General features: G+C 38.6%; 14 protein-coding genes and 4 pseudogenes. 16 read left to right on the top strand and 2 right to left on the bottom strand.

Annotated elements, in window-relative coordinates:
- Window positions 1-282 precede the first annotated feature (282 nt).
- The 16 genes and pseudogenes from DXA05_RS26820 (at window position 283) to DXA05_RS01125 (ending at window position 20,084) form a co-directional block, all read left to right on the top strand.
- The gene (locus DXA05_RS26820) at window positions 283-1,251 is read left to right on the top strand and encodes a RagB/SusD family nutrient uptake outer membrane protein (protein WP_347812577.1); all 969 of its coding nucleotides are present in this window, start codon (window positions 283-285) and stop codon (window positions 1,249-1,251) included.
- On the top strand, window positions 1,209-1,604 hold the full coding sequence (locus tag DXA05_RS26815; protein ID WP_284515345.1) for a RagB/SusD family nutrient uptake outer membrane protein: 396 nt from the start codon (window positions 1,209-1,211) through the stop codon (window positions 1,602-1,604). The genes DXA05_RS26820 and DXA05_RS26815 overlap by 43 nt, the downstream gene beginning before the upstream one ends.
- 141 nt (window positions 1,605-1,745) lie before the next feature.
- Window positions 1,746-2,003, top strand: a complete 258-nt coding sequence (locus DXA05_RS01185) for a hypothetical protein (RefSeq protein ID WP_227236087.1) — start codon at window positions 1,746-1,748, stop codon at window positions 2,001-2,003.
- Between the two features lie 13 nt (window positions 2,004-2,016).
- Window positions 2,017-3,315, top strand: a complete 1,299-nt coding sequence (locus tag DXA05_RS01180; protein WP_128858664.1) for a DUF5018 domain-containing protein — start codon at window positions 2,017-2,019, stop codon at window positions 3,313-3,315.
- Between the two features lie 32 nt (window positions 3,316-3,347).
- Window positions 3,348-4,591 (top strand): annotated as a pseudogene (locus DXA05_RS01175) (alpha amylase family protein).
- Between the two features lie 33 nt (window positions 4,592-4,624).
- Entirely contained in the window at window positions 4,625-5,608 is a 984-nt protein-coding gene (locus DXA05_RS01170; protein ID WP_284515342.1) for a phosphodiester glycosidase family protein, read from the top strand.
- Window positions 5,609-5,724: 116 nt separating this feature from the next.
- Entirely contained in the window at window positions 5,725-7,023 is a 1,299-nt protein-coding gene (locus DXA05_RS01165; protein WP_128858662.1) for a family 10 glycosylhydrolase, read from the top strand.
- Between the two features lie 33 nt (window positions 7,024-7,056).
- Window positions 7,057-9,030 (top strand): glycoside hydrolase family 97 protein, encoded by a 1,974-nt coding sequence (locus DXA05_RS01160; protein ID WP_128858661.1) that lies wholly within the window; start codon window positions 7,057-7,059, stop codon window positions 9,028-9,030.
- Window positions 9,031-9,042: 12 nt separating this feature from the next.
- Window positions 9,043-10,431 carry an SGNH/GDSL hydrolase family protein gene (locus DXA05_RS01155; RefSeq protein WP_004307213.1) on the top strand — a complete coding sequence of 463 codons (1,389 nt, stop codon included), beginning with the start codon at window positions 9,043-9,045 and terminating at the stop codon, window positions 10,429-10,431.
- The gene (locus tag DXA05_RS01150; protein ID WP_128858660.1) at window positions 10,428-11,900 is read left to right on the top strand and encodes a calcineurin-like phosphoesterase family protein; all 1,473 of its coding nucleotides are present in this window, start codon (window positions 10,428-10,430) and stop codon (window positions 11,898-11,900) included. The genes DXA05_RS01155 and DXA05_RS01150 overlap by 4 nt, the downstream gene beginning before the upstream one ends.
- Window positions 11,901-11,925: 25 nt before the next feature.
- Entirely contained in the window at window positions 11,926-13,929 is a 2,004-nt protein-coding gene (locus tag DXA05_RS01145; RefSeq protein ID WP_128858659.1) for a glycoside hydrolase family 97 protein, read from the top strand.
- Window positions 13,877-14,197, top strand: a pseudogene (locus DXA05_RS28275) (alpha-N-acetylglucosaminidase N-terminal domain-containing protein). Before DXA05_RS01145 ends, DXA05_RS28275 begins: the two are co-directional and overlap by 53 nt.
- Window positions 14,198-14,328: 131 nt before the next feature.
- A pseudogene (locus DXA05_RS01140) lies at window positions 14,329-16,067 on the top strand (alpha-N-acetylglucosaminidase).
- 71 nt (window positions 16,068-16,138) lie between these two features.
- Window positions 16,139-17,590 carry a calcineurin-like phosphoesterase family protein gene (locus tag DXA05_RS01135; protein WP_128858658.1) on the top strand — a complete coding sequence of 484 codons (1,452 nt, stop codon included), beginning with the start codon at window positions 16,139-16,141 and terminating at the stop codon, window positions 17,588-17,590.
- Window positions 17,591-17,595: 5 nt separating this feature from the next.
- Window positions 17,596-19,017, top strand: a complete 1,422-nt coding sequence (locus DXA05_RS01130; RefSeq protein WP_128858657.1) for a DUF5009 domain-containing protein — start codon at window positions 17,596-17,598, stop codon at window positions 19,015-19,017.
- The gene (locus tag DXA05_RS01125; protein ID WP_128858656.1) at window positions 19,014-20,084 is read left to right on the top strand and encodes an SGNH/GDSL hydrolase family protein; all 1,071 of its coding nucleotides are present in this window, start codon (window positions 19,014-19,016) and stop codon (window positions 20,082-20,084) included. Before DXA05_RS01130 ends, DXA05_RS01125 begins: the two co-directional genes overlap by 4 nt.
- A gap of 699 nt (window positions 20,085-20,783) precedes the next feature.
- Here the strand turns inward: DXA05_RS01125 and DXA05_RS01120 are convergent.
- Both DXA05_RS01120 and DXA05_RS01115 read right to left on the bottom strand, forming a co-directional pair.
- Window positions 20,784-22,195, bottom strand: a pseudogene (locus DXA05_RS01120) (DUF5009 domain-containing protein).
- Window positions 22,192-24,846, bottom strand: coding sequence for an alpha amylase family protein (locus DXA05_RS01115; protein WP_004308396.1), 2,655 nt, complete (start codon window positions 24,844-24,846; stop codon window positions 22,192-22,194). The pseudogene DXA05_RS01120 and the gene DXA05_RS01115 overlap by 4 nt, the downstream one beginning before the upstream one ends.
- Window position 24,847 lies beyond the last annotated feature (1 nt).

Below are 24,847 nucleotides of genomic sequence, written 5' to 3'. Positions count from 1 at the left end.
GACTGATGTTTACGTCACAGTTTCTAACCTCATGCCATGATTTGTTGGAGAAAGATCCCACAGACTCATATTCAGAAACAGTAGCCTGGAGTTCGGAATCTTCTTTAGATATGTATGTGACTTACTTATATAGCTCTTAATGGCTTATCCAACTTTTCTTCTTTATCCTTAACTGATGGATATACAGATTTAGTAAAGTATGGGAATGGAGTTCCACAGACATGGAGTGCTCATAATAAGATTCTGTTACAGCAAAATACAATAACATCAGATAACAACCCGATGTCATCATGGGGACTTTATACTGATATATTTAGAGAAAATGTATTTCTACGTGATGCTGGTATTTATGGAAATAAATTTAGTGAAGATTTTCTCAATATTCGTATTGCCGAAATTCGTTTTATCCGGGCTGTGAATTATGCACGTATGATTAGAATTTTCGGAGGTGTTATACTTCGTGATGAAACCAATGGAGTCGATTCAGAAGGGCAAAAAGATAAAGCGAGAGCAACTGAAGCTGAATCGTGGGATTTTGTTCTGAAAGATTTAGAATTTGCGGCAAGACATCTTCCGAAAGAATGGGATAGTAAATGGGATGGACGTCTAACTAAAGGAGCTGCATATGCTTATATGTGTCGTACAGCACTTTTCGCAAAACGTTGGGATGTTGCTATTACCGCAGCTGATGAGATTAAAAAGCTCAATAAGTATGACTTAATGGACAATTATGAAGATGTATTCAAAGTGGCAGGCAATAAAGAAATTATTTTCTCTATAGCATATAAGATACCAGATATGCCTCATTATTTTGATCGTTACTTTGCTCCTGACGGTAAACAGGGAATAAGAAGAGCTGTCCCGACGAGTGAATTAGTCGATTCTTATGATATGGCCGACGGAACTCCTTTCTCATGGAGTGGCTCTATGGCTAATGATCCTTATGTAGGTCGCGAACCTCGTTTCTATGCATCTATTATATACAATGGAGCTACCTGGAAAGAAAAGAAAATCTATACTTATGTGGATGCTGAAAATGGTTTCGCTGCTTATAGAGATAACATGAATCCGGGAGAAAAACAAACAGTTACCGGATACTTTATCAGAAAATATCTACAAGAAAACAATGCTGATTTTGATGACAAAGGAAGCGATCAATTTTGGATTGAAATGCGCTATGCGGAGGTTTTGTTAAATCTGGCCGAAGCTTGGCAGAACAGGATTATAGCAAAAATCAGGATGATGCTTTAGAAGCTCTCAACGAAGTCAGAGAACGTGTTAATTTACCCAAACGCACTACAGAGGAAGCTCCGGATAAAGATTCATTTATGAAACTATTACGTAAAGAGCGTATCTGTGAATTAGCGTTTGAAGGATTCCGTTATTGGGATTTACGCAGATGGCGTTTGGCAGGAGAAGTCATTGATGGTAAGCAGGCACATGGGACAAAAATCACCAAAAAAGACGACAATACTTATACCTATGAACAAGTGTCATGTGATGACAATATAAACCGCTTCTTCCCAGAACGCTATTACTTACTGCCTATTCCTGTAGATGAATTACAGAATAATCCGTTATGTGAGAATAATGCTCCTTGGTAATATTAAAAGATTATTATAGTTATGAAAAATTTCAAAGTAATTACATACATCATATTAATGATAACATTTAGCTTTTCCTTTTCTTCTTGTGAAAAGCATGATGATATCCATTATCACTCTGATTGTAATATTGTATCTATTATGGTTCGTGCTAATTCTCCGGAAGATGGTACTACTTACGATGGAGTCATATCAGAGAATGGAAATATAACTTTCGAACTCCCGGCAAAAGTAAAATTGAGTGAATTGTATGTAACGGCAAATTTGCCTGTAGCAGCGTTTGCTTATCCTTCATTGACGGGTGCTAAAGATTTATCTACTCCATTTAAACTAACTATTGTAGCAGGTGATGGAACGCAAAAAGAATATACTCTGGTTGCCAAACACCCGAATAACTAAAAAAGTAGATGTCATGAAAATAAAATATCATAATTGGCTTCAAGTTGCTATAATGGCAACAATGGTTGCATTTTCCGCATGCTCGGACGATCCTACATTATACTCTGATACTGATATAACCGGATTCAAAGTAAGATTGGGGGAGGGAAATTATAAACAAGGTACCATTAAGGATGGTAATATAATTGAATTCAAGATTACTCCAGACTTAGATTTAAGCAAACTAAATGGAATTACTTGTTCGTTCTTTATTTCTCCATATGCAACAGTTACTCCTACCCCTGATGTACCTCAAGATTTTTCAAAAGATGTACATTATACAGTGAAGGCGCAAGATGGCACAACCACTGACTGGACCGTGAAATGGACTTATGGCGGAAAATTAAACGATGGAGAAGGTTTTGAATATTTCTTCAAGAAATGGGAAATTAGTGTACCTACCCCATCTAACAAAGACAAAGATGGTTTTGGTGCAGTGTTTGGTAATTATATAATAGATACCCAGTTTAACTTCTATGATAAATATACAGGGCAGAAAGTTGATAAAACGTTAAACGTGACAGGAATAGACGCTTCTTTATGCCAGTTAGTAAATGATGATGCCGGTAATCTGATAGGTGTAGTAAAGAATGTAGGATTATACAGATGGACTACTGTTGAAGGAGCTCCTCAAAAAGTTGCTAATGTAACTCCCGGAGCAAATAAAGTTTCTGCAACCGGTGATATTGATAAAGTGGGATATGTCTATGATTCTAAACCAGATGGTGTAGGTACACATGCTGTTTACAAATTTGAAAACGGTTCATATACAAGCACTTTATCCTTAGTTACCGGCCGTCCAAGCAATGATAGTAACTGGCGACAGATTGTAGCTGTACTCGGAGTGTCAGATAACCCACCATTTTATGTTATAGACGCAGTGAATGCCGGAGGTGTAATGGGACCGGAAATCGGTTACAAAGCAAATACGGCAGGGGCATTTAACAACATCACAGGTCCATATATTGATATGTGGAATAAGAAAGGATATGCTGGCTGGGGTAATCATGTGCTTATTTCCGGTAGAGGAATTCCATTCAATGGCAGATGGTATGGTTCAACTATTACTTGTGGTTGGGGCTGGGTTGGACTACACTTGTTAGATCCATCCAATAATAACTCATTACCCATCACTGAAACAATCGAGCCTTGGACTACCAACTCCTGTATCTGGACTACTTGTTCACCAAGTGATGATGGGGAATCATTATACCTCTATTACGGTTATGGTGTAGGTATTCGTTGTTATGAACTTACCAAATACGAAAAATAGACATAATACTCCTAATTATATAGAATTGAAATATGTTGAATAAAAGCATTATATCGTTTTTTCTATTGTTATTTGCTACCTGTTCCTTTGCCGGGAACAGGGGCAAAGAACAACCTAAATACCTTTGGTTTGATGCAGAAGCCAATTTTGAGCGTTTTGCTTCTAAAGATTCTATTTCTTACTATCTGGAAAAAGCTAAATCTGTAGGCTTCAATCAAGTAGTAGTAGACGTCAAACCTATATATGGGGAAGTACTATATAAAAGTAAAATTCTCCCTCCGCTTACAACAGTAAATGGCAAGGTGATTCATCGAGATTGGGATTACCTGCAGTATTTTATCAGTGAAGCTCGTCGGTTAGGATTAAAGGTTACAGTTTCTACTGCAATGTTTCCCTCCGGACATCCTGCTACTCGTGAAGGCTTAGTCTATGATGAGCACGTTGGGATGGAAAAACATGCTTGGAGTACACACCCGGCGGAAAGATGCTTGACATCAGGGAGGATAAGAAAAAGGTAGGAGCTTTCTTGAATCCGGTTCGTAAGGATGTTCGCAAATTTGCTTTGAGTATTGTTCGTGAAATAGTGAAAAACTATGATGTGGATGCTTATGCATTAGATTATTGCCGATATCCCGGAGATGGCAGCGACTTCTCTATTGATAGTCAGAAAGCTTTTGAACGCTACCTGGGCAAGAAAATTCAGAACTTTCCAGATGATATTTTCACATGGAATACAGATGGAACGAAAAAACCAGGCATCTATTATAAAGAATGGTGGGCATTTCGGGCTAATGTTATTACAAGCTTTGTGAAAGAAGTACGTAAAGAAATTCATTCCATTAATAAGAAAGTAGAACTAGAGTATTGGGCTGCTTCCTGGATTCATGGTATTTATGGACAAGGACAAAATTGGGCTAGTCCAAAATCTGATTTCTCATTAAATTATCCATGGGGATCGGAAGCTTATAATGAATCAGGATTTGCACCTTATCTGGATACTTTCTTATGTGGAACGTACTTGGAGCGTATTTACGGAATGAATGATCCGGAATCTATAGAGTATGGCATTGACCGTGCACAGAGGTTGGTTGGTAATGATTGCAAAGTATTTGGGACGATATACGCTTTAAATCATAAAGCCAATATAGCGGATGCTGTTAGTCTTTGTCTTGAAAAATCGGAAGGTTTGATGGTGTTCGACATAGTACAGGTTATTGAGATGAATCTATGGGATGGTATCCGAAAAGGCATAGAACGTGCGGAAGCACAAAAATAAAAAATAAACATTTACGATTAAATCAATATGATAATGAAAAATATATCAAAATATTGGCTTCTTTTCATGATTGCCGCTATGTCAGCGACAAGTTGTTCAGATGATGATAATGAAAAGGTAGTAATGCCGGATCCTGATCCGACAACATTAGGTTGGGTTAAACAGGCAACAGAGTTTGGCACGTTACCTGAGTACATAAGTGTATATAAATCTCCAACAGAATTGGAAGGTATGAAGCTATTGCTTTTTATTGCTGTTGCAGATATGTCAAAAGCTAATTTTGCAACTATAGGAGATCAGATATATTCTAAGACTCCCAATCAAATTTGGCAAGCAGAACAACAAAAATATCCGATAATTATGAATGGCGGATATTTTGTTATGGGAGCTGGAAAGTCTGTTAGTCTGCTATGTCGTGAAGGAGAGGTATTAGCAGTAAATTCACAGGAAGAGATACGCTCTCAAAAAAGTTATTACCCGACACGAGGTATCTTTCAGTTGTCAAAAAATGGTAGTTTCTCCACAGATTGGGCTTATACAACAGCTGATGGCGTGACATATACCTATGAAGAACCTTCTCCTAATAAATCCGGTTATGAACCTCAACCTATACCTTCAGCTTATTTTCCGGCTAGAGGCGTAAAACTAAATGCGGAAACAGCTATTGGAGGAGGTCCGATCTTGTTGAAAGACGGAAATGTGAGAAATACTTTTACTGAAGAGCTTTTTGATGAAGAAAGTGGAGTTGCTCCTGAAAATTATCATCCAAGAACAGCTATTGGAGTAACAGCCAATAATAAGGTGGTATTTTTCGTTTGCGAAGGTCGTAGTGTGACGGAGGGTGTAAAGGGTATGAATATGGCTATGATAGCTAATGTTTTGAAAAGCTTGGGTTGTGTAGATGCGATGAATCTTGATGGTGGTGGTTCAACTTGTATGTTGGTCAACGGACAACCGGTGATAAAACCAAGTGCAGGTGCCCAACGTGCTATAACTACGGCAGTAGCTTTAAAATAACGGTCGAAAGATCTTTAGGATAACAAATTTATTTTATTTAGCTTTCTTATTATTCTCGGTTTCAGGCTGTATTTTTTTAATGTCAGCCTGAAATCGGGAAATAAAAACAATAAAGTATGAAATTCATTCCAAGCATTTTATTATTCTTTTTTCTTCTATCATTTAGTAGTTGTTCCACAAAGACTGTAGAACCAGAACTTCCTGATGCAAATCCTCCCGCTCCTGTTATTCCGGAAGAACCGATTCCTGAAAAAGAAAAAATGCTTTGGTTTGATGCAGAAGCTAATTTTGAACGTTTCTCAAAGAAAGAGAACATCACCTATTATCTTGATCTTGCCAAATCAACAGGTTTTAATAAAATTGTAGTTGATGTCCGTCCTGTACAAGGGGATGCCCTGTTTAAAAGTTCTTATTTAACCCCATTGACTGATCTTGCCGGTATACATATTGAAAGAGATTGGGATTATCTTCAATTTTTTATTGATGAGGCCCATAAACGTGAACTTAAAGTTACAGTATCCACCACCATATTTACAGCAGGCCTGCCTTCTTCTAAAAATGGGATGGCATATCGTGATGATACATGGAATGGAAAAACTTGTCTGGAATACACCAAAGATCAAGGGTTGATAGATATAAAGAACGATAAAACGAAAGTTTCCGCCTTTTTGAATCCTGTTTTACCGGAAGTACAAGACTTTTGTTTGAATTTCATAAAAGAATTAGTTACAAATTACGATTTTGATGGCTTTGCTTTAGACTATTGTCGTTATCCGGGAGATGAAAGTGACTTTTCGGAGATTACAAAAGTAACTTTTGAACAATACATTGGAAAACAACTGGATCGATTCCCGGATGATATTTTCACTTGGAATACGGATGGGACTAAGCGTACAGGGGCTTATTATAAAAAATGGTGGGAATTCCGTTCTATGGTTGTACGTAATTTTGTAGAACGGGTACGTACAGAAATTAAAAATATTAAACCGGATATTCAATTAGAATATTGGGCCGCCTCATGGATTCATGCCATTTATGGGCAAGGACAAAATTGGGCATCCACCGAATATGATTTCTCAAAAGAATACAGTTGGGCTTCATCTGAATATAAAAATGCAGGTTTTGCCGGATTATTGGATACTTTTCTATGTGGAACTTATTTAACCAAAATATTTGGATTAAATGATCCCGAATCAATAGAATATGGTATAGCGCGTGCACAACGCATTATTCATGGTGCATGTAAAGTCTATGGAACTTTGTATGCTTTAAATCACAAGGACAATATAGCAGATGCTGTTTATGTCTGTCTTTCCCAATCCGAAGGATTAATGGTGTTTGACATTGTACAAGTAATAGAATTCAATCAATGGGCAGCTATTAAAGAAGGAATTCAACGAGCAGAGAGTCTTTAAATAGAGAACATTCAATAAAATATAATATATAAAATGAAACGAGTACTTATACTATTACACATTATTTTATGCACATGCATAATGACTCAAGCCAAAAACTACACAGTAAATTCACCGGATGGAAAAATCAAAGTGACTGTTACAGCCGGTAAACAATTGAGCTGGAGCATTGATTACAACGGGGAGCGTATACTAAATCCCAGTCTGATGCAGATGAATATCGCAGGACAGATTGAACAACCAGGAGTGAATCCGAAAGTAATAAAGGCTAAAACAGTCAAAGTAAATTCGGAGCAAACCGCTGTTGTTCCACTTAAACAAAAAATCATCAGAGACCAATATAATCAGTTAACCCTGACTTGCAAGGGCAATTACGCAATAGTCTTCAGGGTATACAACAATGGAGCTGCCTATCGTTTTGAGACTTCGCTACAACAACCAAAAGTTATCATTAATAATGAAACTGTTGAGCAAAACTGGACAGATGGTTGCAAAGTATATTGGCCTAGAGAAAAGAATCAGGAATACATTACACATTGTGAAGCCATTTTTGATGAATTAAACATTGCCTCTCTGACTAAAGAAATGAAAGGTTATCTACCCATTTATCTTTCTACTCCTAAAGGAACAAAAGTTGTCATCATGGAATCCGATCTTCTCGATTATCCTAATCTATTCCTGACTGGTGATCGCAATAACACACTCTCTGGCGAGTTTCCTCCTGTAGTTTTAAAAAGTGCATTAAAGGAAGATGCCGACCGTGATGAAGTATTATTAGAGAAAGCTTCTTACATTGCCGAAACTGAAGGAACAAGAACCTTCCCTTGGCGTGTGTTAATGATTAACGAGGATGACAAAGCAGTGATTGAAAACAACTTAGTATATCAATTAGCCTCTCCATCTGTCACTCAAGATACAGAATGGATTAAACCCGGAAAGATCTCTTGGGATTGGTGGAGTACACTCAATGTATATGGAGTAGATTTTAAGGCAGGTGTGAATACTGATACTTATAAATATTTCATTGATTTCGCTTCAAAATACGGAATTGAATATATTTTATTAGATGAAGGATGGTCAGCCGGGACTTGGAATATTAAAGAGGCAATCCCCGAACTTAATATCCCGGAACTTGTACGATATGGAAAGGAAAGAAACGTTGGCCTTGTATTATGGACTTTGTGGAACCCGCTGGATAAAGATTTGGAAGGAATTCTGGATATTTATGAAAAATGGGGAATCAAAGGTATAAAAGTCGATTTTATGCAACGTTCGGATCAATATATAGTTAATTTCTACGAGCGTGTAGGAAAAGCGGCTATGGACCGTAAATTACTCGTTGATTTTCATGGTTCTTTCAAACCTTCCGGCTTACAAAAGAGATACCCCAATGTGATGACTTTTGAAGGTGTACTGGGATTAGAGCACGATAAAGATTCAAGAGATATTAATCCGGTACATGACCTGATACTTCCATTCACTAGAATGGTAGCCGGTCCGATGGATTATACGCCTGGTGCAGTAAACAATGCGACAGCAGAAGATTTTTACATCAATTTCGTGCATCCGATCAGTTTAGGTACGCGTGCCCATCAAGCAGCCTTATATGTAGTGTATGAAAGCTCGTTACAAATGTTAGCAGATTCTCCTTCAAACTATTATAAAGCTCCTGAATTTGCTTCCTTTATCTCCCGTATACCTACCACTTGGGACGATACCAAAGCGATAACAGCCAAAATCGGAGAACAATTGGTGATTGCTCGTAAAAATGGGAAGAATTGGTATTTGGCAGGCCTGACAGACTGGAATGCCCGCAGCATTGAAGTAAAACTGAACTTTCTTGAGGCAGACAAATATAAAATGGAAGTTTTCAAAGATGGTGTGAATGCAGATGTTTATGCATCGGATTTTAAAACAGAAGAGGTAATAGTTTCAAAAGGTGATTCGATCAATGTCACAATGGCCAAAGGCGGTGGTTGGGCAGCAATTCTGACTCCTATTGAATAAAAAGATTGAGCAATGAAAAAAATACTATTCATATTATATACCTGTTGCATTTTATTGTTTCCCGTAAGTGCACAGCAAATTCCATCATTTAAAGCCAATGACAGAATTGTCTTTCTTGGAAATAGTATAACGGAAGGAGGCCATTATCATTCTTATATATGGCTGTATTATATGACGCATTTCCCCGAATTGCCTCTTCGTATTTATAATGGAGGAATTGGTGGCGATTGTGCAAGCCACATGGTTTTTCGTTTCGATTCAGATATTAAAATTAAAAAGCCAACTTATCTGGTTTGTTCCTTCGGAATGAATGATTCCGGATATGACGGATATAATAAGCCCGGATATGATAAGTACGCGAATAAACAGGTAGAATACGCTAACACAGAGTTTGGAAAACTACAACAGCAGATTCTTGCAGACAAGAAAATAAAAAACGTAGTACTTTTGGGTTCTTCTCCTTATGATGAGAATGTGAAATTGGAAGGAGTGGAAACTTTACATGGAAAGAATGAGACGATCAAAAGAATTATTGAAATGCAAGCAGAAGTTGCCCAAAAGCGAGGATGGGGATTTGTCAATTTCAATACAGTGATGTGTGAGCTGAATAAGGAGATTCAGCAGTCTGATTCTACAGCTACTTTCTGTGGAGGTGACAGAATTCATCCGGATAAAGACGGTCACATGGTAATGGCATATTTGTTCTTAAAAGCACAGGGACTTGCAGGGAAAGAAGTCGCTTATTTTCATATCAATGCAACTAACAGGAAAGCAATGGAAGAGAGAAATTGTCGAATAACTCATATAAAGAACGAAAATGACACAATATCTTTCAGCTATTTATCCCGTTCTTTGCCCTTTCCTGTCGACACTATTCCTCGTTGGGGAACAAAAGGTACAGCCCGGGATGCTGTCAGACAAGTTCCCTTTATGCAGGAAATGAATCAGGAAATAATGAAAGTGACCGATTTGCATGGCAATTTCCGAGTGACTATTGATGGAACAGAAATAGGACGCTGGGACGGCAATGAATTGAGTAAAGGAATTAATCTGGCTGAAATAACATGCACGCCCCAATACCAACAGAGCCTGTCTATCATGTATCTGAATGAGGAAAGATGTGCTATAGAAAAACGTTTACGACAGTATATGGCTATGCAGTATGTCTTTTTTAAGCATAGAGGATTACTTTTCGCAGATAATAAAGCTGCTCTTGATGCTGCCAAAGCGGAGCGAGAAAGTCACTATTTAGTGAAGTATTTATATACCAATTATACCCAAGCCATGTTTCCACAGATACGTGAAGCCTGGCAAGCTGAAATAGACCAGTTGATAACTCAAATATATAAAATAAACAAGCCTCTCACACGTTTGATTAAAATAGAAAGGATTAAAGAATGAAATTAAGACTATTATTGCTTTTAAGCTTGTTCCAATGGAGTTTTTCCTGTTTCAGTGTGCAGGCAATCACTACTCCCGTGGTCTATTATGGGAAAGTACTGTCCGGAGGTAAGGGAATTGCTAATGTACCTGTTACAGATGGTACACAAATTGTCCTTACGGATGACAAGGGACAATATTCCATATCAAGTACCTCTAATGCAGAATACATTTACATCACCCTTCCTGATGGCTATAATATTCCGATGAAAGGTAAAGTTCCTGCGTTCTTTCAAAAAGTACCTGCTCAACCTTCAAAAAAAGTGCATATTGATTTTGAACTGACACCATCATCTACTGACAACAAAAAGCACGTTTTGGTGGTATGGGCTGACCCACAAGTTTATTTCGATGAAGAAATGCCACAAGTACAGCAGGCTTCAAAAGATGTAAAAGAACTGTTGGCAACTAATTATCAGGGGATTCCTGCCTATGGAATAGTCTGTGGAGACATTATCGGTGACATCAATAAAAAGCCCAGTTACTTTACACCGATGATAGATGCAATAGCTGAAACGGAAATTCCCTTTTTCTATGTAATTGGAAATCATGATTTAGATTTAAACGTACGTTCTAATGAACATGCCCGTATTACTTACAAATCTTATTATGGTCCCACTTATTATTCATTTAATAGAGGAGATATACATTATGTTGTTCTTGATGATATTTTCTTTATTGCAAAAAGCTATTTATATGTTGGTTATCTCACCGAGCAGCAGCTTCAGTGGCTGGAACAGGATTTGAAACAAGTCACTCCAGGATCTACAGTAGTAGTTGCCATGCATATTCCTACATATTCAAGAGAAGCACGTCGGAAAGAATGGGGAAAAGAGTCTACTATGAAAGTCATGAACAACCGTTCTCATTTGTATGAGCTGCTAAAACCTTACAATACCCATATCATGTCGGGGCATGAGCACTATAATGAAAATTATGTTTTGGCAGACAATCTTTACGAACATGTACATGCTCCCTTGTCAACACTGTTTTGGCAAGCTCCCTGGGCTTGTGACGGAACTCCAGGCGGATATGCCGTTTACGAGTTTGACGGAGGTAAAGTCAATTGGTATTACAAATGTGTAGGAAAAGACAAAGATTATCAATTCGAGCTTTATCCGGTAGGTGCCAGTCGTAATAAAAAGGAGGCAGTTGTAGCAAATGTTTGGAATTACGATTCAACCTGGAAAGTGAAATGGTATGAAAATGGTATTGACAAGGGGGAAATGCCCCGTTTTTCCGGATACGATCCTGTTATTTATGAATACTGCGAGAAAAACAGTTCTACATTCAAACACAAGTATTTGGGAGCGGACATTACCGAACACTTGTTTTATGCGGTTCCTGAAACGAAGGATTCCGAAATAAGAGTAGAAGTTACAGATCATTGTGGTAATGTATATACCCGCAAAATGCAGCAATCTAAATAAGCAAAAACATAAAAAAGGAAAGAAGATGAATCGATTAACTGTATTAAGGAGAGTATTTTATATTCTGGGAATCACCAGCCTCCTTTCAGCTTGTAACGAGACTGATAATCTGGTACTAAAATCTCCGGATGGTAAAATACAACTAACAGTCACAGAAAATGATAATACAATATCATACGCAGTAAACAAAGAAAACGCCGCTATGATACTCCCTTCTAAACTGGGATTTATTCTGGAACATGAGGATAGTTTAAACCACTTTGTGATTAAAGGTACCGAACGTTCCTCTTTAGACGAGACTTGGGAACAACCTTGGGGAGAGAGCCGGTATGTACGCAATCACTATAATGAATTGAAGGTACTACTCCAAGAAACAGACGGAAAGCGCAAACTTAATGTAATATTCCGTCTGTTTAATGATGGTATTGGGTATCGTTATGAATTCCCGCAACAGGAATCCATGGATTCATTAGTGATTATGAGTGAAGAAACAGAATTTAGAATGTCAGGTACACACAAAGCCTGGTGGATTCCTGCATCCGATCCGTATTATGAGTGTATAGCAACCTTCTCTCCCATTAACGAACTAGACACCGTACGTACTCCTCTTACAATGGAAACAGCGGAAGGAAAGTATCTTACCATTCACGAAGCCAATCTGACAGATTATCCTAAAATGAATCTGACAGTCAAGGATTCTGCCACCCTCTGTGCTTCGTTAGTACCTTGGTCTAATGGAGTAGCAGCATATATCAAAGCTCCATTTGTTACCCCTTGGAGAACGATCGTGATTGGTGATAAACCGGGCGATCTAGTTACCTCCTATTTAATGTTGAATCTCAACGAACCCTCCAAAATTAAAGATACTTCCTGGATAAAGCCAGGAAAATACATGGGTATATGGTGGGAAATGCATTTGGGCAAAGGAACATGGTATTATGGTCCTAAACATAGCGCAACTACTGCCAATACAAAGAAATATATAGATTTTGCATCAGAGAATGGTATCTCCGGTGTTTTAGTTGAAGGATGGAATGTCGGCTGGGAAGGAAACTGGATGAAGCATGGTGATTCTTTAGACTTTACCAAACCTTATCCGGACTTCGATATTAAAGCAATTACAGATTATGCCCGTGAAAAAGGTGTGGAACTGATCGGACATCATGAAACGGCAGCTGCTACACGCAACTATGAGAACCAACTGGACAAAGCTTTTGCTTTCTATCAACAATATGGAGTACATGTTGTAAAAACAGGATATGTAAATCGCCTAATGGATTTTAAAGAAGCTCATGACGGTCAGTATGGCGTACGTCACTACCGGAAAGTAATAGAAACAGCTGCCAAATATCAAATAGCAATTGACAACCACGAGCCTGTTATGCCTACCGGTATTGAACGTACCTGGCCCAACCTTATGACCCAAGAAGGTGTACGCGGACAGGAACACAATGCGTGGTCTCCCGATGGAGGAAATCCTCCGGAACATACAACTGTTATTCCTTTTACCAGAGGATTAGCCGGTCCTATGGATTTTACATTCGGAACTTTCAATTTTGCTAACGAGGCATATCCGGGAACACGTGTCAATACTACGCTTTGCAAGCAATTAGCACTCTTTGTTGTTATCTACAGCCCTTTACAGATGGCTTCGGATTTACCAGAAAATTATAAAGGGATAAAAGCGTTTGATTTTATTAAGGATGTACCTACCGATTGGGATAAAACTTATGTCGTAGATGCGAAAATTGGTGATTATTCCGTATTTGCACGAAAAGATCGCAACTCTAGCGATTGGTATGTGGGTTGCATCACTGACGAAAATGCAAGAGAGTTGGACATTCCTTTAAGTTTTTTAGAGACGGAGGTAAAGTATATTGCTCAAATATATGCTGACAGTGATGATGCAGAATGGAAAACAAATCCGACTTCTTTTAAATATGAAGAAAAAACAGTAACGGCTTCTGATACGCTTCATGTCAAACTGGCAACAAGCGGTGGATGTGCTATTCGTTTTATCAAACAATAATATGATTATGAAGAAAATATTTAGTGTGCTCCTTTTTCTTGTTGTCATCTGCCAAATTCGCGCGGAAGATACAAATATCACTACCATGCGTAAAATGACACAACGGTTGTTTCCTCAACAGGCTTCATTTTTTGATTTTCGTCTGTTGAATGATACTTCTACAGATACTTTTACCATCAAAAGTGAAGGGAATAAAATTATTATTTCCGGAATAATGCTAACTCTATGGCTGTAGGTTTGAATCATTATTTGAAAAACTACTGCCTGACTACTATCTCATGGTATAAGGATGATCCGATAGAATTGCCAAAGACTCTTCCTAATATACCGGCGGAAGTCACTATTAAGGCAAATGTCCCAACGCGTTTCTTTCTGAACTATTGTACGTTCGGATACTCAATGACTTGGTGGAAATGGAGTGATTGGGAACATTTCATCGATTGGATGGCTCTAAACGGAATTAATATGCCTCTTGCTATTACTGGTCAGGAAGCCATCTGGTATAAGGTCTGGAGTAAATTAGGATTGACAGATGAAGAAATACGTGGCTATTTTACAGGACCTGCACATCTTCCGTGGCATCGAATGTGTAATTTGGACGGCTGGCAAAGCCCCTTACCCAAAGAGTGGCTGTCAAGTCAGGCAGAGCTACAGGAACAGATCGTTGCCCGTGAACGTGAGTTTAATATGCAACCTGTATTACCGGCTTTTGCCGGACATGTACCGGCAGCGTTGAAACGGGTCTATCCCAATATAAAAACATCCAGAGTAAGCGAATGGGGAGGATTCGCCGATCAATATCGTTGCACTTTCCTTAACCCTATGGATTCTTTGTATGCGATCATACAAAAAGAATATCTTACCGAACAAACTCGTTTGTATGGCACAAATCATATTTATGGTATAGATCCGTTTAACGAGATAGATCCTCCTTCATGGGATGCCGATTCTTTAGGAATGATGGCTAAACATATCTACGAGTCTGTGGCTGCTGTAGATCCGAAAGCAATATGGCTACAAATGACATGGTTGTTTTATGCTGACATCAAGCATTGGACTACTCCACGTATAAAATCCTATCTTCGTTCTGTACCTCAAGACAAATTGATTCTATTAGACTACTTCTGCGAATATACAGAAATATGGAAACAGACTGATAGTTATTTCGGGCAACCCTATCTTTGGTGTTATTTAGGCAATTTCGGAGGAAATTCTTTCTTGTCAGGGCCAGTTAAATTGGTAAGTGAACGGTTGGCAGATGCTTTAAAAAATGGTGGCAGCAATCTTAAAGGAGTTGGTTCCACTCTTGAAGGCATAGACCTGAATCAGTTTATGTATGAATTTGTTCTTGATAAAGCATGGAATAGCGGTCAGACAGACAAAGAATGGTTCTTAAAACTGGCAGATAGACGGACTGGCAAGGTGTCTCCCGAAGCAAGAAAAGCATGGGAAATACTGGCAGAAAAAGTGTATATCCAGCCGGCACAAGTAGGGCAAGGCACACTTACCAATGCACGTCCTTGTTTAAAGGGAAATGGACATTGGACTACCAAGCCGACAATAGAATATCAACCCAAAGATTTAGTTGAAGCGTGGAGATTACTATTGTTAGTAAAAGACTGTCAACGGGATAGCTATGAGTTTGATTTGGTTAATATTGGACGACAAGTTTTAGGAAATTATTTTAATGTAGTCCGTGATGAGTTTACTCTTGCATATGAAGCCGGAGATATAATGATGATGAAAAACCGAGGGGATAAAATGAGAGAAATTCTTGCTGATCTTGATAAGCTCGTTAGCTGTCATCCTACCTTTTCTCTGAATAAATGGATCACTGACGCCCGCGATATGGGACACGATGCCGCTTCTAAAAACTATTATGAGATGAATGCCCGTTCTCTGATTACCATTGGGGAGATAGCTATCACCTGACCGACTACGCCAATCGGTCATGGGCAGGACTAACCAATCAGTATTATTCTGTCCGGTGGGATCGTTTTATAAATGAAGTGATTAAAGCTGTCGAAAAGAAGAAGGCTTTTGATGAGGAAGTCTTCTTTAATGAATCACGGATGTATGAAAACGAATGGGTAAATCCGAGTAACAGAATCAACTATAACGAGGTGGTGACGGAATAAAACTAGCCCGGCAAATCTATAAGAAATACGCAAAAGAAATCATTCGATAAATTTACAAAGTACACCTCAATATGAGAACAAATAAACTACACTTTTTTTTATTGCTTTTAATGTGCTTCTGCTTGAACTTTTCAGTTCAGGCAGAAGCCTCGATTCATATCATCAAAGGTAAAGTAACCTGCGAAGGTAAGGGGATACAGGGGATAATGGTTACCGATGGCCGTATATGTGTGCAAACTGATGCTTCTGGAAAGTATAATATACCAACTTTGGGAGACAGCCGTTTTGTGTATATTTGTACTCCTTCAGGTTATCTGACAGACCGGAAAGGGACTATTCCTTCTTTTTATTTACCAATCGATCATTCTAAAAAGCAAAACTATAATTTTAATTTAAAGAAGAATCCGAAAGATGATGCCTCTCATGTCTTTGTTACTCAATCTGACATACAGGTTACTTCCAGAGATGAACTGGCTATTTATCAGTATGTAGTGGATGATTGCAAACAACTTCTCTCTTCTTATGCAACAACTGATGTTTTTGGTATCGATTGCGGAGACATTGTAGGCGACCATCAAGAATTATATCCCGATTACCTGAAAAGAGCCGATCAACTGGATATACCCATTTATCGTGTAGTTGGCAATCATGATATGAATTATGACGGTCGTACTCATGAAACTTCCTACAAGACTTTTGAAGATACTTTTGGTCCTTCCTACTATTCTTTTAATAAAGGGAATGCCCATTACATTGTAGTAGACAACAACTTCTTCATCGGACGTGATTATTTTTATATGGGTTATCTGGACGAAAAGACATTTGCATGGCTTGACCAGGATTTATCATACGTACCGAAAGGGTCACTCGTATTCTTTATTATGCATATCCCTTCCCGTCAAACGGAAAAGCAAGAAGCTTTTTTGTATAACTATGATATGATTGGCAATCAGATGGTTAATGCCGGTGCACTGCATCAGATCTTGAAACCCTATAAGGCACATCTTATCACAGGACACACTCACTACAATCTCAATGTAGTATTTAATGAGAATCTGATGGAACATAATACAGCTGCGGTTTGTGGTACGTGGTGGAAAGCGGATGTTTGTCTGGATGGAACTCCGCGTGGTTATGGTGTATACGAAGTGAATGGTAACGATGTGAAATGGTATTATAAAAGTTCCGGATATCCTAAAGAACATCAGTTTCGCTCATATCCGGCAGGGGCCTCTAAAGAGCATCCGTCGGATATTATTGCTAATGTCTGGAACTGGGATAAACTGTGGAAAGTGGAATGGTTGGAAGACGGTCAATTGATGGGAAGCATGACACAATATACAGGTTTAGACCCATACGCATCAGTGGTATGTTCGGACCGGGAAAAGATGGTCTATACATGGATTACTCCAAGACCTACCCAGCATATGTTCCGGGCAACTCCTAAAAATAAAGATGCTCGTATAGCGGTTAAAGTTACCGACCGTTTTGGCAAAGAATATATTCAAACAATCAATCCATAGATATTATGACTAAACGTGCTTATGCTTTAGATGCCCTACGAGGATACGCTATAATCACAATGGTGCTTTCGGCAACGGTTGCGTGGAATTCTTTACCCGGATGGATGTATCATGCGCAAACTCCTCCGCCGGACAGAGCTTTCGACGCCAGTTTATCAGGAATCACCTGGGTGGATCTGGTTTTTCCATTCTTCTTGTTTGCAATGGGAGCAGCTTTCCCTTTCTCAATCAAAAAAAGATTTGAGAAAGGGGACACTAAGTTGAGATTGGTGTATGAAGCTATCAAACGAGGTGCACAATTGACTTTTTTTGCTATTTTCATCCAGCATTTTTATCCGCATGTATTGAGTAATCCACAAGACATGCGTGGCTGGTTATTGGCCATCCTTTGTTTTGTGATATTATTCCCCATGTTCATTCGTATTCCACTGAAAATGCCGGATTGGATGCGTATAGCTATTAAGGTGGTAGCATATGGGATAGCTATTGTTCTGTTACAGACAACTCAATATGCAAATGGAAGAGTTTTTGATGTATCATTCAGCAATATTATCATATTATTATTGGCAAATATGGCTGTTTTTGGTTCAGTCATATATATTTTCACAATGCAAAGCCTCCGGGCGCGAGTAGGTGTATTACTGATATTGATGGCTTTGTTGTTGAGCGGACAGGTCGAGAATTCCTGGGCACAAGCTATATACAACTACACACCTCTACCATGGGCTTTTCATTTTGAGTATTTACAATATCTCTTTATCGTGATTCCGGGAAGCATTGCGGGAGAATATTTGATGGACTGGCTGAAGCAACACAATGATTCGTTTGTTGAATCTACCAATAAATGGAAAGCTATCGTAATGATTCTTTTGACATTAGCTATAATTATTGTAAATTTGGCAGGACTTTATACACATTGTACAGTCTTGAATCTGATAATAAATATTCCGTTATTGATAAGTGGAGTCTTTTTATTGAGAAAAGGCACAGGATTTATAAAGCTTTGGAGAGAACTTTTTACAGCCGGAGCTTTTCTAGTTATCCTGGGATTATGTTTTGAACCTTTTCAAGGAGGTATAAAAAAAGACCCCGCCACTTTTGGTTATTTATTCCTCACTTCAGGCCTGGCATTTATGGCTTTGTTGCTTTTTAATGTAATATGTGACTATTTTCGTTGTGTGAAGAGTACGCGTTTTCTCGTAATGCCCGGACAAAATCCTATGATGGCTTATGTAGTAGGAGATCTGTTGATTATGCCTTTGGTCAATTTATTAGGAATTGCATCATTGCTTGTATATTTCAACGAAAACGCATGGATGGGATTTTTACGAGGAGTGGTATTGACAACATTATCAGTACTGATAACTATGTTCTTCACCCGAATAAAATGTTTTTGGCGGACTGAAACAATAATACTCAAAATATGAAAAGAAGAATCTGTATTTTTATAATGTTTTTTTCGGTGTGTCATATATATGCTCAATTAGTATATCATGATGCCTCAAAGTTCCCTTTATTAGGAAAAGCTACCGAAGCTACCGGAGCCCGATATGAAAGGTTCCCGGATTCATTGAAGAATATCTCCCGTGCTCCGTTATGGAATTTAAGCCGTAATTCTGCCGGAATGGCGATACGTTTTCGTAGTAATTCTACCACAATAGCCGCTAAATGGGAAACGCTCATCAATTTTCATATGAATCATATGACGGATACAGGTGCAAAAGGCTTAGACCTTTATTGTCTTCAGAAGAATGGAGAGTGGCGTTTTGTTAATAGTGGTCGTCCGGGTGGAAAAACAAATCAAGCAACAATCATTGCTAACATGCGACCGGAAGAGAGAGAATATATGCTTTATCTTCCTCTTTACGATGGTCTTGTTTCTTTGTCTATAGGAGTAGATTCGTTAGCCACCATCGATCAGCCTTTAATTGATTATCCGATCCGCAAAAAGCCGGTTGTATTTTATGGCACCAGTATTCTTCAAGGAGGTTGTGCTTCACGTCCCGGAATGGCACATACCAATATCATATCGAGAAGGCTGAACCGTGAATGTATCAACTTGGGATTTAGCGGAAACGCACTTTTAGACTTGGAAGTGGCCAAAGTGATAGCCGAAGTAGATGCCAGCGTTTTTGTTTTAGACTTTGTGCCTAATGCTTCTGCAGAACAGATGAAAGAACGAATGGAAGCATTCTATCGTATCATTCGTTGTAAACATCCGGCTACGCCAGTCATTTTTATAGAAGATCCTATTTTCACTCATACACTTTATGATGAAAGAATAGCTAAAGAAGTACAAAGAAAGAATGACACGTTAAAGGAAATATTCAATCGGTTAAAGAAGGAAAATGAAAAGAATATCATTTTTATCTCTTCCAAAAATATGTTGGGAGAAGATGGAGAAGCTACTATAGACGGTATTCATTTCACAGATTTAGGCATGATGAGATACGCTGATTTTGTTTGTCCAATCATTAAGAAAGCAATCAAATAAAATAGTGACGCTATCCACTCGGTATAGCGTCACTATATTCAGCCTATAGCGACACTATCTTGTTGACATAGCGTCACTATTTCCAATACTCTGGATAGATAGCTTTTTGTACATTATATCAATAAAAACAAATCTTCAAATACCAAAATGATAAAATATCATTTTGGTATTTGAATGATGCTATAATTGAATTTATTCAGGCGAACAGCCGGATATAGAAAAGAATCGCATAGATTAGCCATTAGTATTATTCAGAAATTAAAGAAATCCGTTCCTTATGGAGCATAATCATTATTATTTGATATCATGCATTGCATAGTGAATGTATTTCTAAATCTATTTATGCATTTTGTTTAATAAAGTAAGTTCATAAAAGCACTTCTAATAAATCAAGAAATCCTATTTTTATGAGTCAAAATAGCTTTCTTTAAAACGTACGTGCTGTTTCTTATAAACCAACCGTATGTTTCTTTAAAACGAACCGTACGTATCATTACAATCAACCGTGTATTTCCCACAAACAATACGGTAATTTATATGCAAATGCCCGTTCTTTTATTCGTAATTATGCATATAAATACCGTATTTCATTGTTTTCTCGCTCCACTTTCTTTCATTCACAAAAAGTGGGAAATAGTAGAATCAAAGAAAGAATGACAATATGTCGATCAATTTAATATAAAATAGTCACATTGATATTTATGTTCTCCAAAACCATTTGATTTTTGTGAAGAACATAGTTACTAAAACAGCTAAAGAAGTAAGGATTACTCCTTGAAGAAATCCCAACCAGGCATTTTGTTGAAAATAAGATAATAATGAAGCAATTCCAAGTATATTAGCCAAGGGCATAATCAACAAATCGCCAACCACATAAGCTATCATCGGGTTCTGACCGGACATCACCAAAAAACGAGTACTTTTGACACATCGGAAATAATCACAAACGATACTTAGAAATAAAAGAGCCAGAAAAGCCAACCCGGAAGTTACAAAGAAATAACTAAAAGTAGTTGGATCTTTTTTAATGCCATCCTGGAAAGGCTCAAAACACAAACCCAGAAGAAGTAAATATGCTCCTGCGTTAAACAACTTTTTCCATAATAGAGCTATTCCATCCATCTTATGTGGAAATACACACTTGCCAGTTAATAACAATAAAACAGTAACCACCAGATTAACAACCAAATTACGAGTGTATAGACCGTAAAGATTGCCAATGATGATGATAACGGATAATATCATTAGCATAATACTTATTTTACGATAAGGAGATGTAGCATAATCATCCGTCTCTTTTTGAAATGCTTTCATCCACTCCGCTAAATACTCACCGGCTATACTGCCGGGAATAACGATAAATAAGTATTTCAAATAGTCAAACCGATACATCCACGGCAAAGGAGTATAATTAAACACGCTCTGTGTCCACGAACTATCAACTGTACTTCCTAATATCATAGCCATCAACAATATCAGAATTCCTAAACGCATCCAACGATTATGCATTGTGAAAATGTAAAGGATAGAACCGAAAATAGCCATATTGGCTAACAGTAAAATTATGATGTTGCTGGAGAATAAGCTGAATGTTTTCCCATCTGCATAAGAAGTGGTAGCTAACATAATGGCAGCAACAATGTAAGCTCCCACTTTTATTGAAATATGTGCCCAATCCGGCATTTTCAAAGGAATGCGCATGAACATGGGAAATAGAACAGCAAAACAGAGTATAGCCAGCAGCCATGCTCTGATATCCTGCGGAGAACTTAACATATACGGATAAAAATGCTGGATGAAAATAGCAAAGAAAGTCAACTGAATCCCCCGTTTGACAGCTTCATAAACAAGTTTTAATTTTGAATCACCTTTTTCAGCACGCTTCCTTATGGAAAAAGGAAACGCGGCTCCCATAGCGAACAGGAAAAAAGGAAACACAAGATCTACCAAGTAATACCGGGCAACAGAGGATTAAACACATGATCTGGCGGAGGCGTTTGAGCATGACTCATCCAACCGGGAAGAACATGCGTTACGATGGTAGCCGAAAGCACCATCGTAATAATTGCATATCCCCGTAAGGCATCTAAAGCTAAAGCTCTGTTGTTCATAAAGCTCCCCCCTCGCGCATTCCTTTTTCTACTTCTTTCCAAAGATTCTTTTGGATGATGTGTACTATATCGAATACCATTAGTCCATCCGATCGACGAAGGTTCATCTCTATTGTTTCGGATAATTTCCCCGGATTATCATAGAACTGATCCACCAAGATGCCGCCCATAAACTTGTTGTCTTTAAGAATCTGACGCAAGTGCTGACAGGAACCTTCTACACAGTACCATGTACCGGCTTGAGCCTGCGAATCAGTCTCGTTCCAGATGTTGCGGTTCGTTTTCTTGTATTCCTCTATCGTTATGTCTGTATAGTAATTTCCGGTTGCATACAAATCGATCAGTTCCGCGTATCCGTAATTTTTATATTCGGGAGTGGCCCAACTGAAGTCTTTAGCCGGATCATACTTTTTGCTGGCGAAATTAACTCCCACTTCATAGTAAGACGGATACCAAGCTCCGGTATATGTGCCGAAAGAAACTTTTGGATTGGCGGCTTTCACTTCCTTACGTGCCAATGCCATAAAATCAGTAATGTTTTTCGTTCTCCATTCCATCCATTTCTGGAAATACTTTCCCGGTTGTGTGATAAACTTTCCATCCGTATTCTTCTTCCAAACAAAAATATCTTCGGGGAACTTCGCCACTTTCTTACCTATATATGCTTCAAACTTTTCACGTGACAGCGGTGAGAAGTCGGCTGTTATACCATCATAACGTACACGATCGAGCATCAAACCGTCCAAATCAGAGTATTTGGTCACCACTTCTTTCAGTACATTTAGAATATGCGTACGATATTCCTCGTTCAAAGGATTGATCATAGCACCATATTTATGTTTTTCTTCCGTAATCGGAATAATACCTTTCTCGGGAGTATACACCATGGATGCCCATTCCGGATGTCCGCTGTATACCATTCCACGATCGAAATAATTATGCCCGGCACAGAATACATTTAATGAAGCATGAACCTCAAGACCCAATTCGTGCCCTTTTTTAATGAAGTATTGCAAATAATCAAAATTCCCGGCCTTTGCGCCTTTCCACTCTTTCATTTGTGGGGCAAACTGACTTTGATAAAGTACTTCTCCCGTAATGGGCCGTATATCCACTATTGCATGAGTGAAACCTACTGATTTGATTTTCTCCAAATAATAGTCAATCGAGTCTTTATGGCTGAAACGTTCGAAGTTAGCTTCGGCATCGAACCACATTAACGCAGGTTTCTTTTTGATTACAATCCGGAAAGGAGAAGCAGGAATAGCCGCATTATTGCATAATTCTCCCAACATATAATTCCGGAAACAATAACGTACCTCTATGGGGTCATTGATCGAATCATTCCAGACCTTTACAGTAGAAGAACCACTGATAATTTCCGCTTTGGCCGGTCGGAATATACCATCCGTCCCCACTATTTCAAATCCTTTCACGTTTTGATTTTCCGGTGTCAATCCTTCTTCACCATGTTCAAAGTCTATTTCTACTACGTTCCCTTTTACCCGGTGGAATTTGTATATAGGACCGGAATATTGAATACCTTTACGATGATACGTTTTTGCCAATGCCCAATAAGCCAGTCGTTCACCGACCTTTATCTTATAGGGCGAATGAATAAAGTTTTCACTCCCGGCATCACCTGTGGTCACCATTCCAACATTTGGAACAGCTGACATCAACTCCAACTGACACTGGCGGAACCAAGCCCAATCCAGTTTATCATTGCCTTCCGATTTCCATGGTGCAATCTGTACGTAATAAAATGGCATTTGGGGATTGTTGAAGAATGTTCTCCATTGAGAAACCATTGCAGGAAATAATCTCTTATATAATCCGGGATCGGGTGTGTTTGCTTCACCTTGATACCAAATCACTCCTTTAACAGGAAATCCTTTCCATGGATTCACCATTGCATTCCACAATAATGTAGGAGTCCCTGCCGTCCACCCGAACTCTCTCTGTATTACATCAGGCAATGCTATTTCCGGAAAGCCCGATAAAGTCTCTTTATTCATCCAAGCCTCTATTTTTGACATGCTCCAGGAACAATGTATCAGACCGACAGGAACATCCAAAGATTGCTGTAACTGATTGCCAAAGAAATAGGCAGTTGCACTGAAATCAGCAACATCTTCCGGAGAGGCTTCTTTCCATTCTCCGTCCACCCCAGCTTCCTGTGGAATGGTACTCCAGGCATTTTTTACAGTATAGAGACGCAGTGGACGTTTGGGATTAGCAGATACAATGTATGGCTGGGAACCAAACACAGGCTGTCCACGGAATCCTTTCACTGGCATTTCCATATTCGACTGTCCGGAACAGAACCAGACTTCTCCTATTAAAATATTCTGCAATGTGAGGTCCTCTCCATCCGAGAACGTAATACTATACGGACCTCCAGCTACCGGTGTTTGGAGAGAAAGTTTCCATTCACCTTTTGCATCAACATTCGTTTGGATTTTTTTATTATTCCATGAAGCGGTAGCCTGCACACGTTTTCCCGAAGTCGCTGTTCCGGAAAAAGTAACTTCCGATTGTTGCTGTAACACCATATTATCCCCCCAAATGGAAGTAAGGGTTACTTTCGCTTCTGTTTTCAGGAGAAAGGAGAAGCATATCAATAATATAAAATATTTGGCTTTCAACATA

This window comes from Bacteroides sp. AM54-2NS, from assembly GCF_003602935.1.
GTDB classification, from domain to species: Bacteria; Bacteroidota; Bacteroidia; order Bacteroidales; family Bacteroidaceae; genus Bacteroides; species Bacteroides xylanisolvens.
This window is presented reverse-complemented; position numbering and strand designations above follow the sequence as displayed.

Bases quoted from the DNA above. Each gene is read 5' to 3' on its own strand.
- DXA05_RS26820 (WP_347812577.1), top strand. From the start codon at position 283: ATGTCATCATGGGGACTTTATACTGATATATTTAGAGAAAATGTATTT.
- DXA05_RS01185 (WP_227236087.1), top strand. From the start codon at position 1,746: ATGGTTCGTGCTAATTCTCCGGAAGATGGTACTACTTACGATGGAGTC.
- DXA05_RS01180 (WP_128858664.1), top strand. From the start codon at position 2,017: ATGAAAATAAAATATCATAATTGGCTTCAAGTTGCTATAATGGCAACA.
- DXA05_RS01170 (WP_284515342.1), top strand. From the start codon at position 4,625: ATGAAAAATATATCAAAATATTGGCTTCTTTTCATGATTGCCGCTATG.
- DXA05_RS01165 (WP_128858662.1), top strand. From the start codon at position 5,725: ATGAAATTCATTCCAAGCATTTTATTATTCTTTTTTCTTCTATCATTT.
- DXA05_RS01160 (WP_128858661.1), top strand. From the start codon at position 7,057: ATGAAACGAGTACTTATACTATTACACATTATTTTATGCACATGCATA.
- DXA05_RS01155 (WP_004307213.1), top strand. From the start codon at position 9,043: ATGAAAAAAATACTATTCATATTATATACCTGTTGCATTTTATTGTTT.
- DXA05_RS01150 (WP_128858660.1), top strand. From the start codon at position 10,428: ATGAAATTAAGACTATTATTGCTTTTAAGCTTGTTCCAATGGAGTTTT.
- DXA05_RS01145 (WP_128858659.1), top strand. From the start codon at position 11,926: ATGAATCGATTAACTGTATTAAGGAGAGTATTTTATATTCTGGGAATC.
- DXA05_RS01135 (WP_128858658.1), top strand. From the start codon at position 16,139: ATGAGAACAAATAAACTACACTTTTTTTTATTGCTTTTAATGTGCTTC.
- DXA05_RS01130 (WP_128858657.1), top strand. From the start codon at position 17,596: ATGACTAAACGTGCTTATGCTTTAGATGCCCTACGAGGATACGCTATA.
- DXA05_RS01125 (WP_128858656.1), top strand. From the start codon at position 19,014: ATGAAAAGAAGAATCTGTATTTTTATAATGTTTTTTTCGGTGTGTCAT.
- DXA05_RS01115 (WP_004308396.1), bottom strand. From the start codon at position 24,846: ATGTTGAAAGCCAAATATTTTATATTATTGATATGCTTCTCCTTTCTC.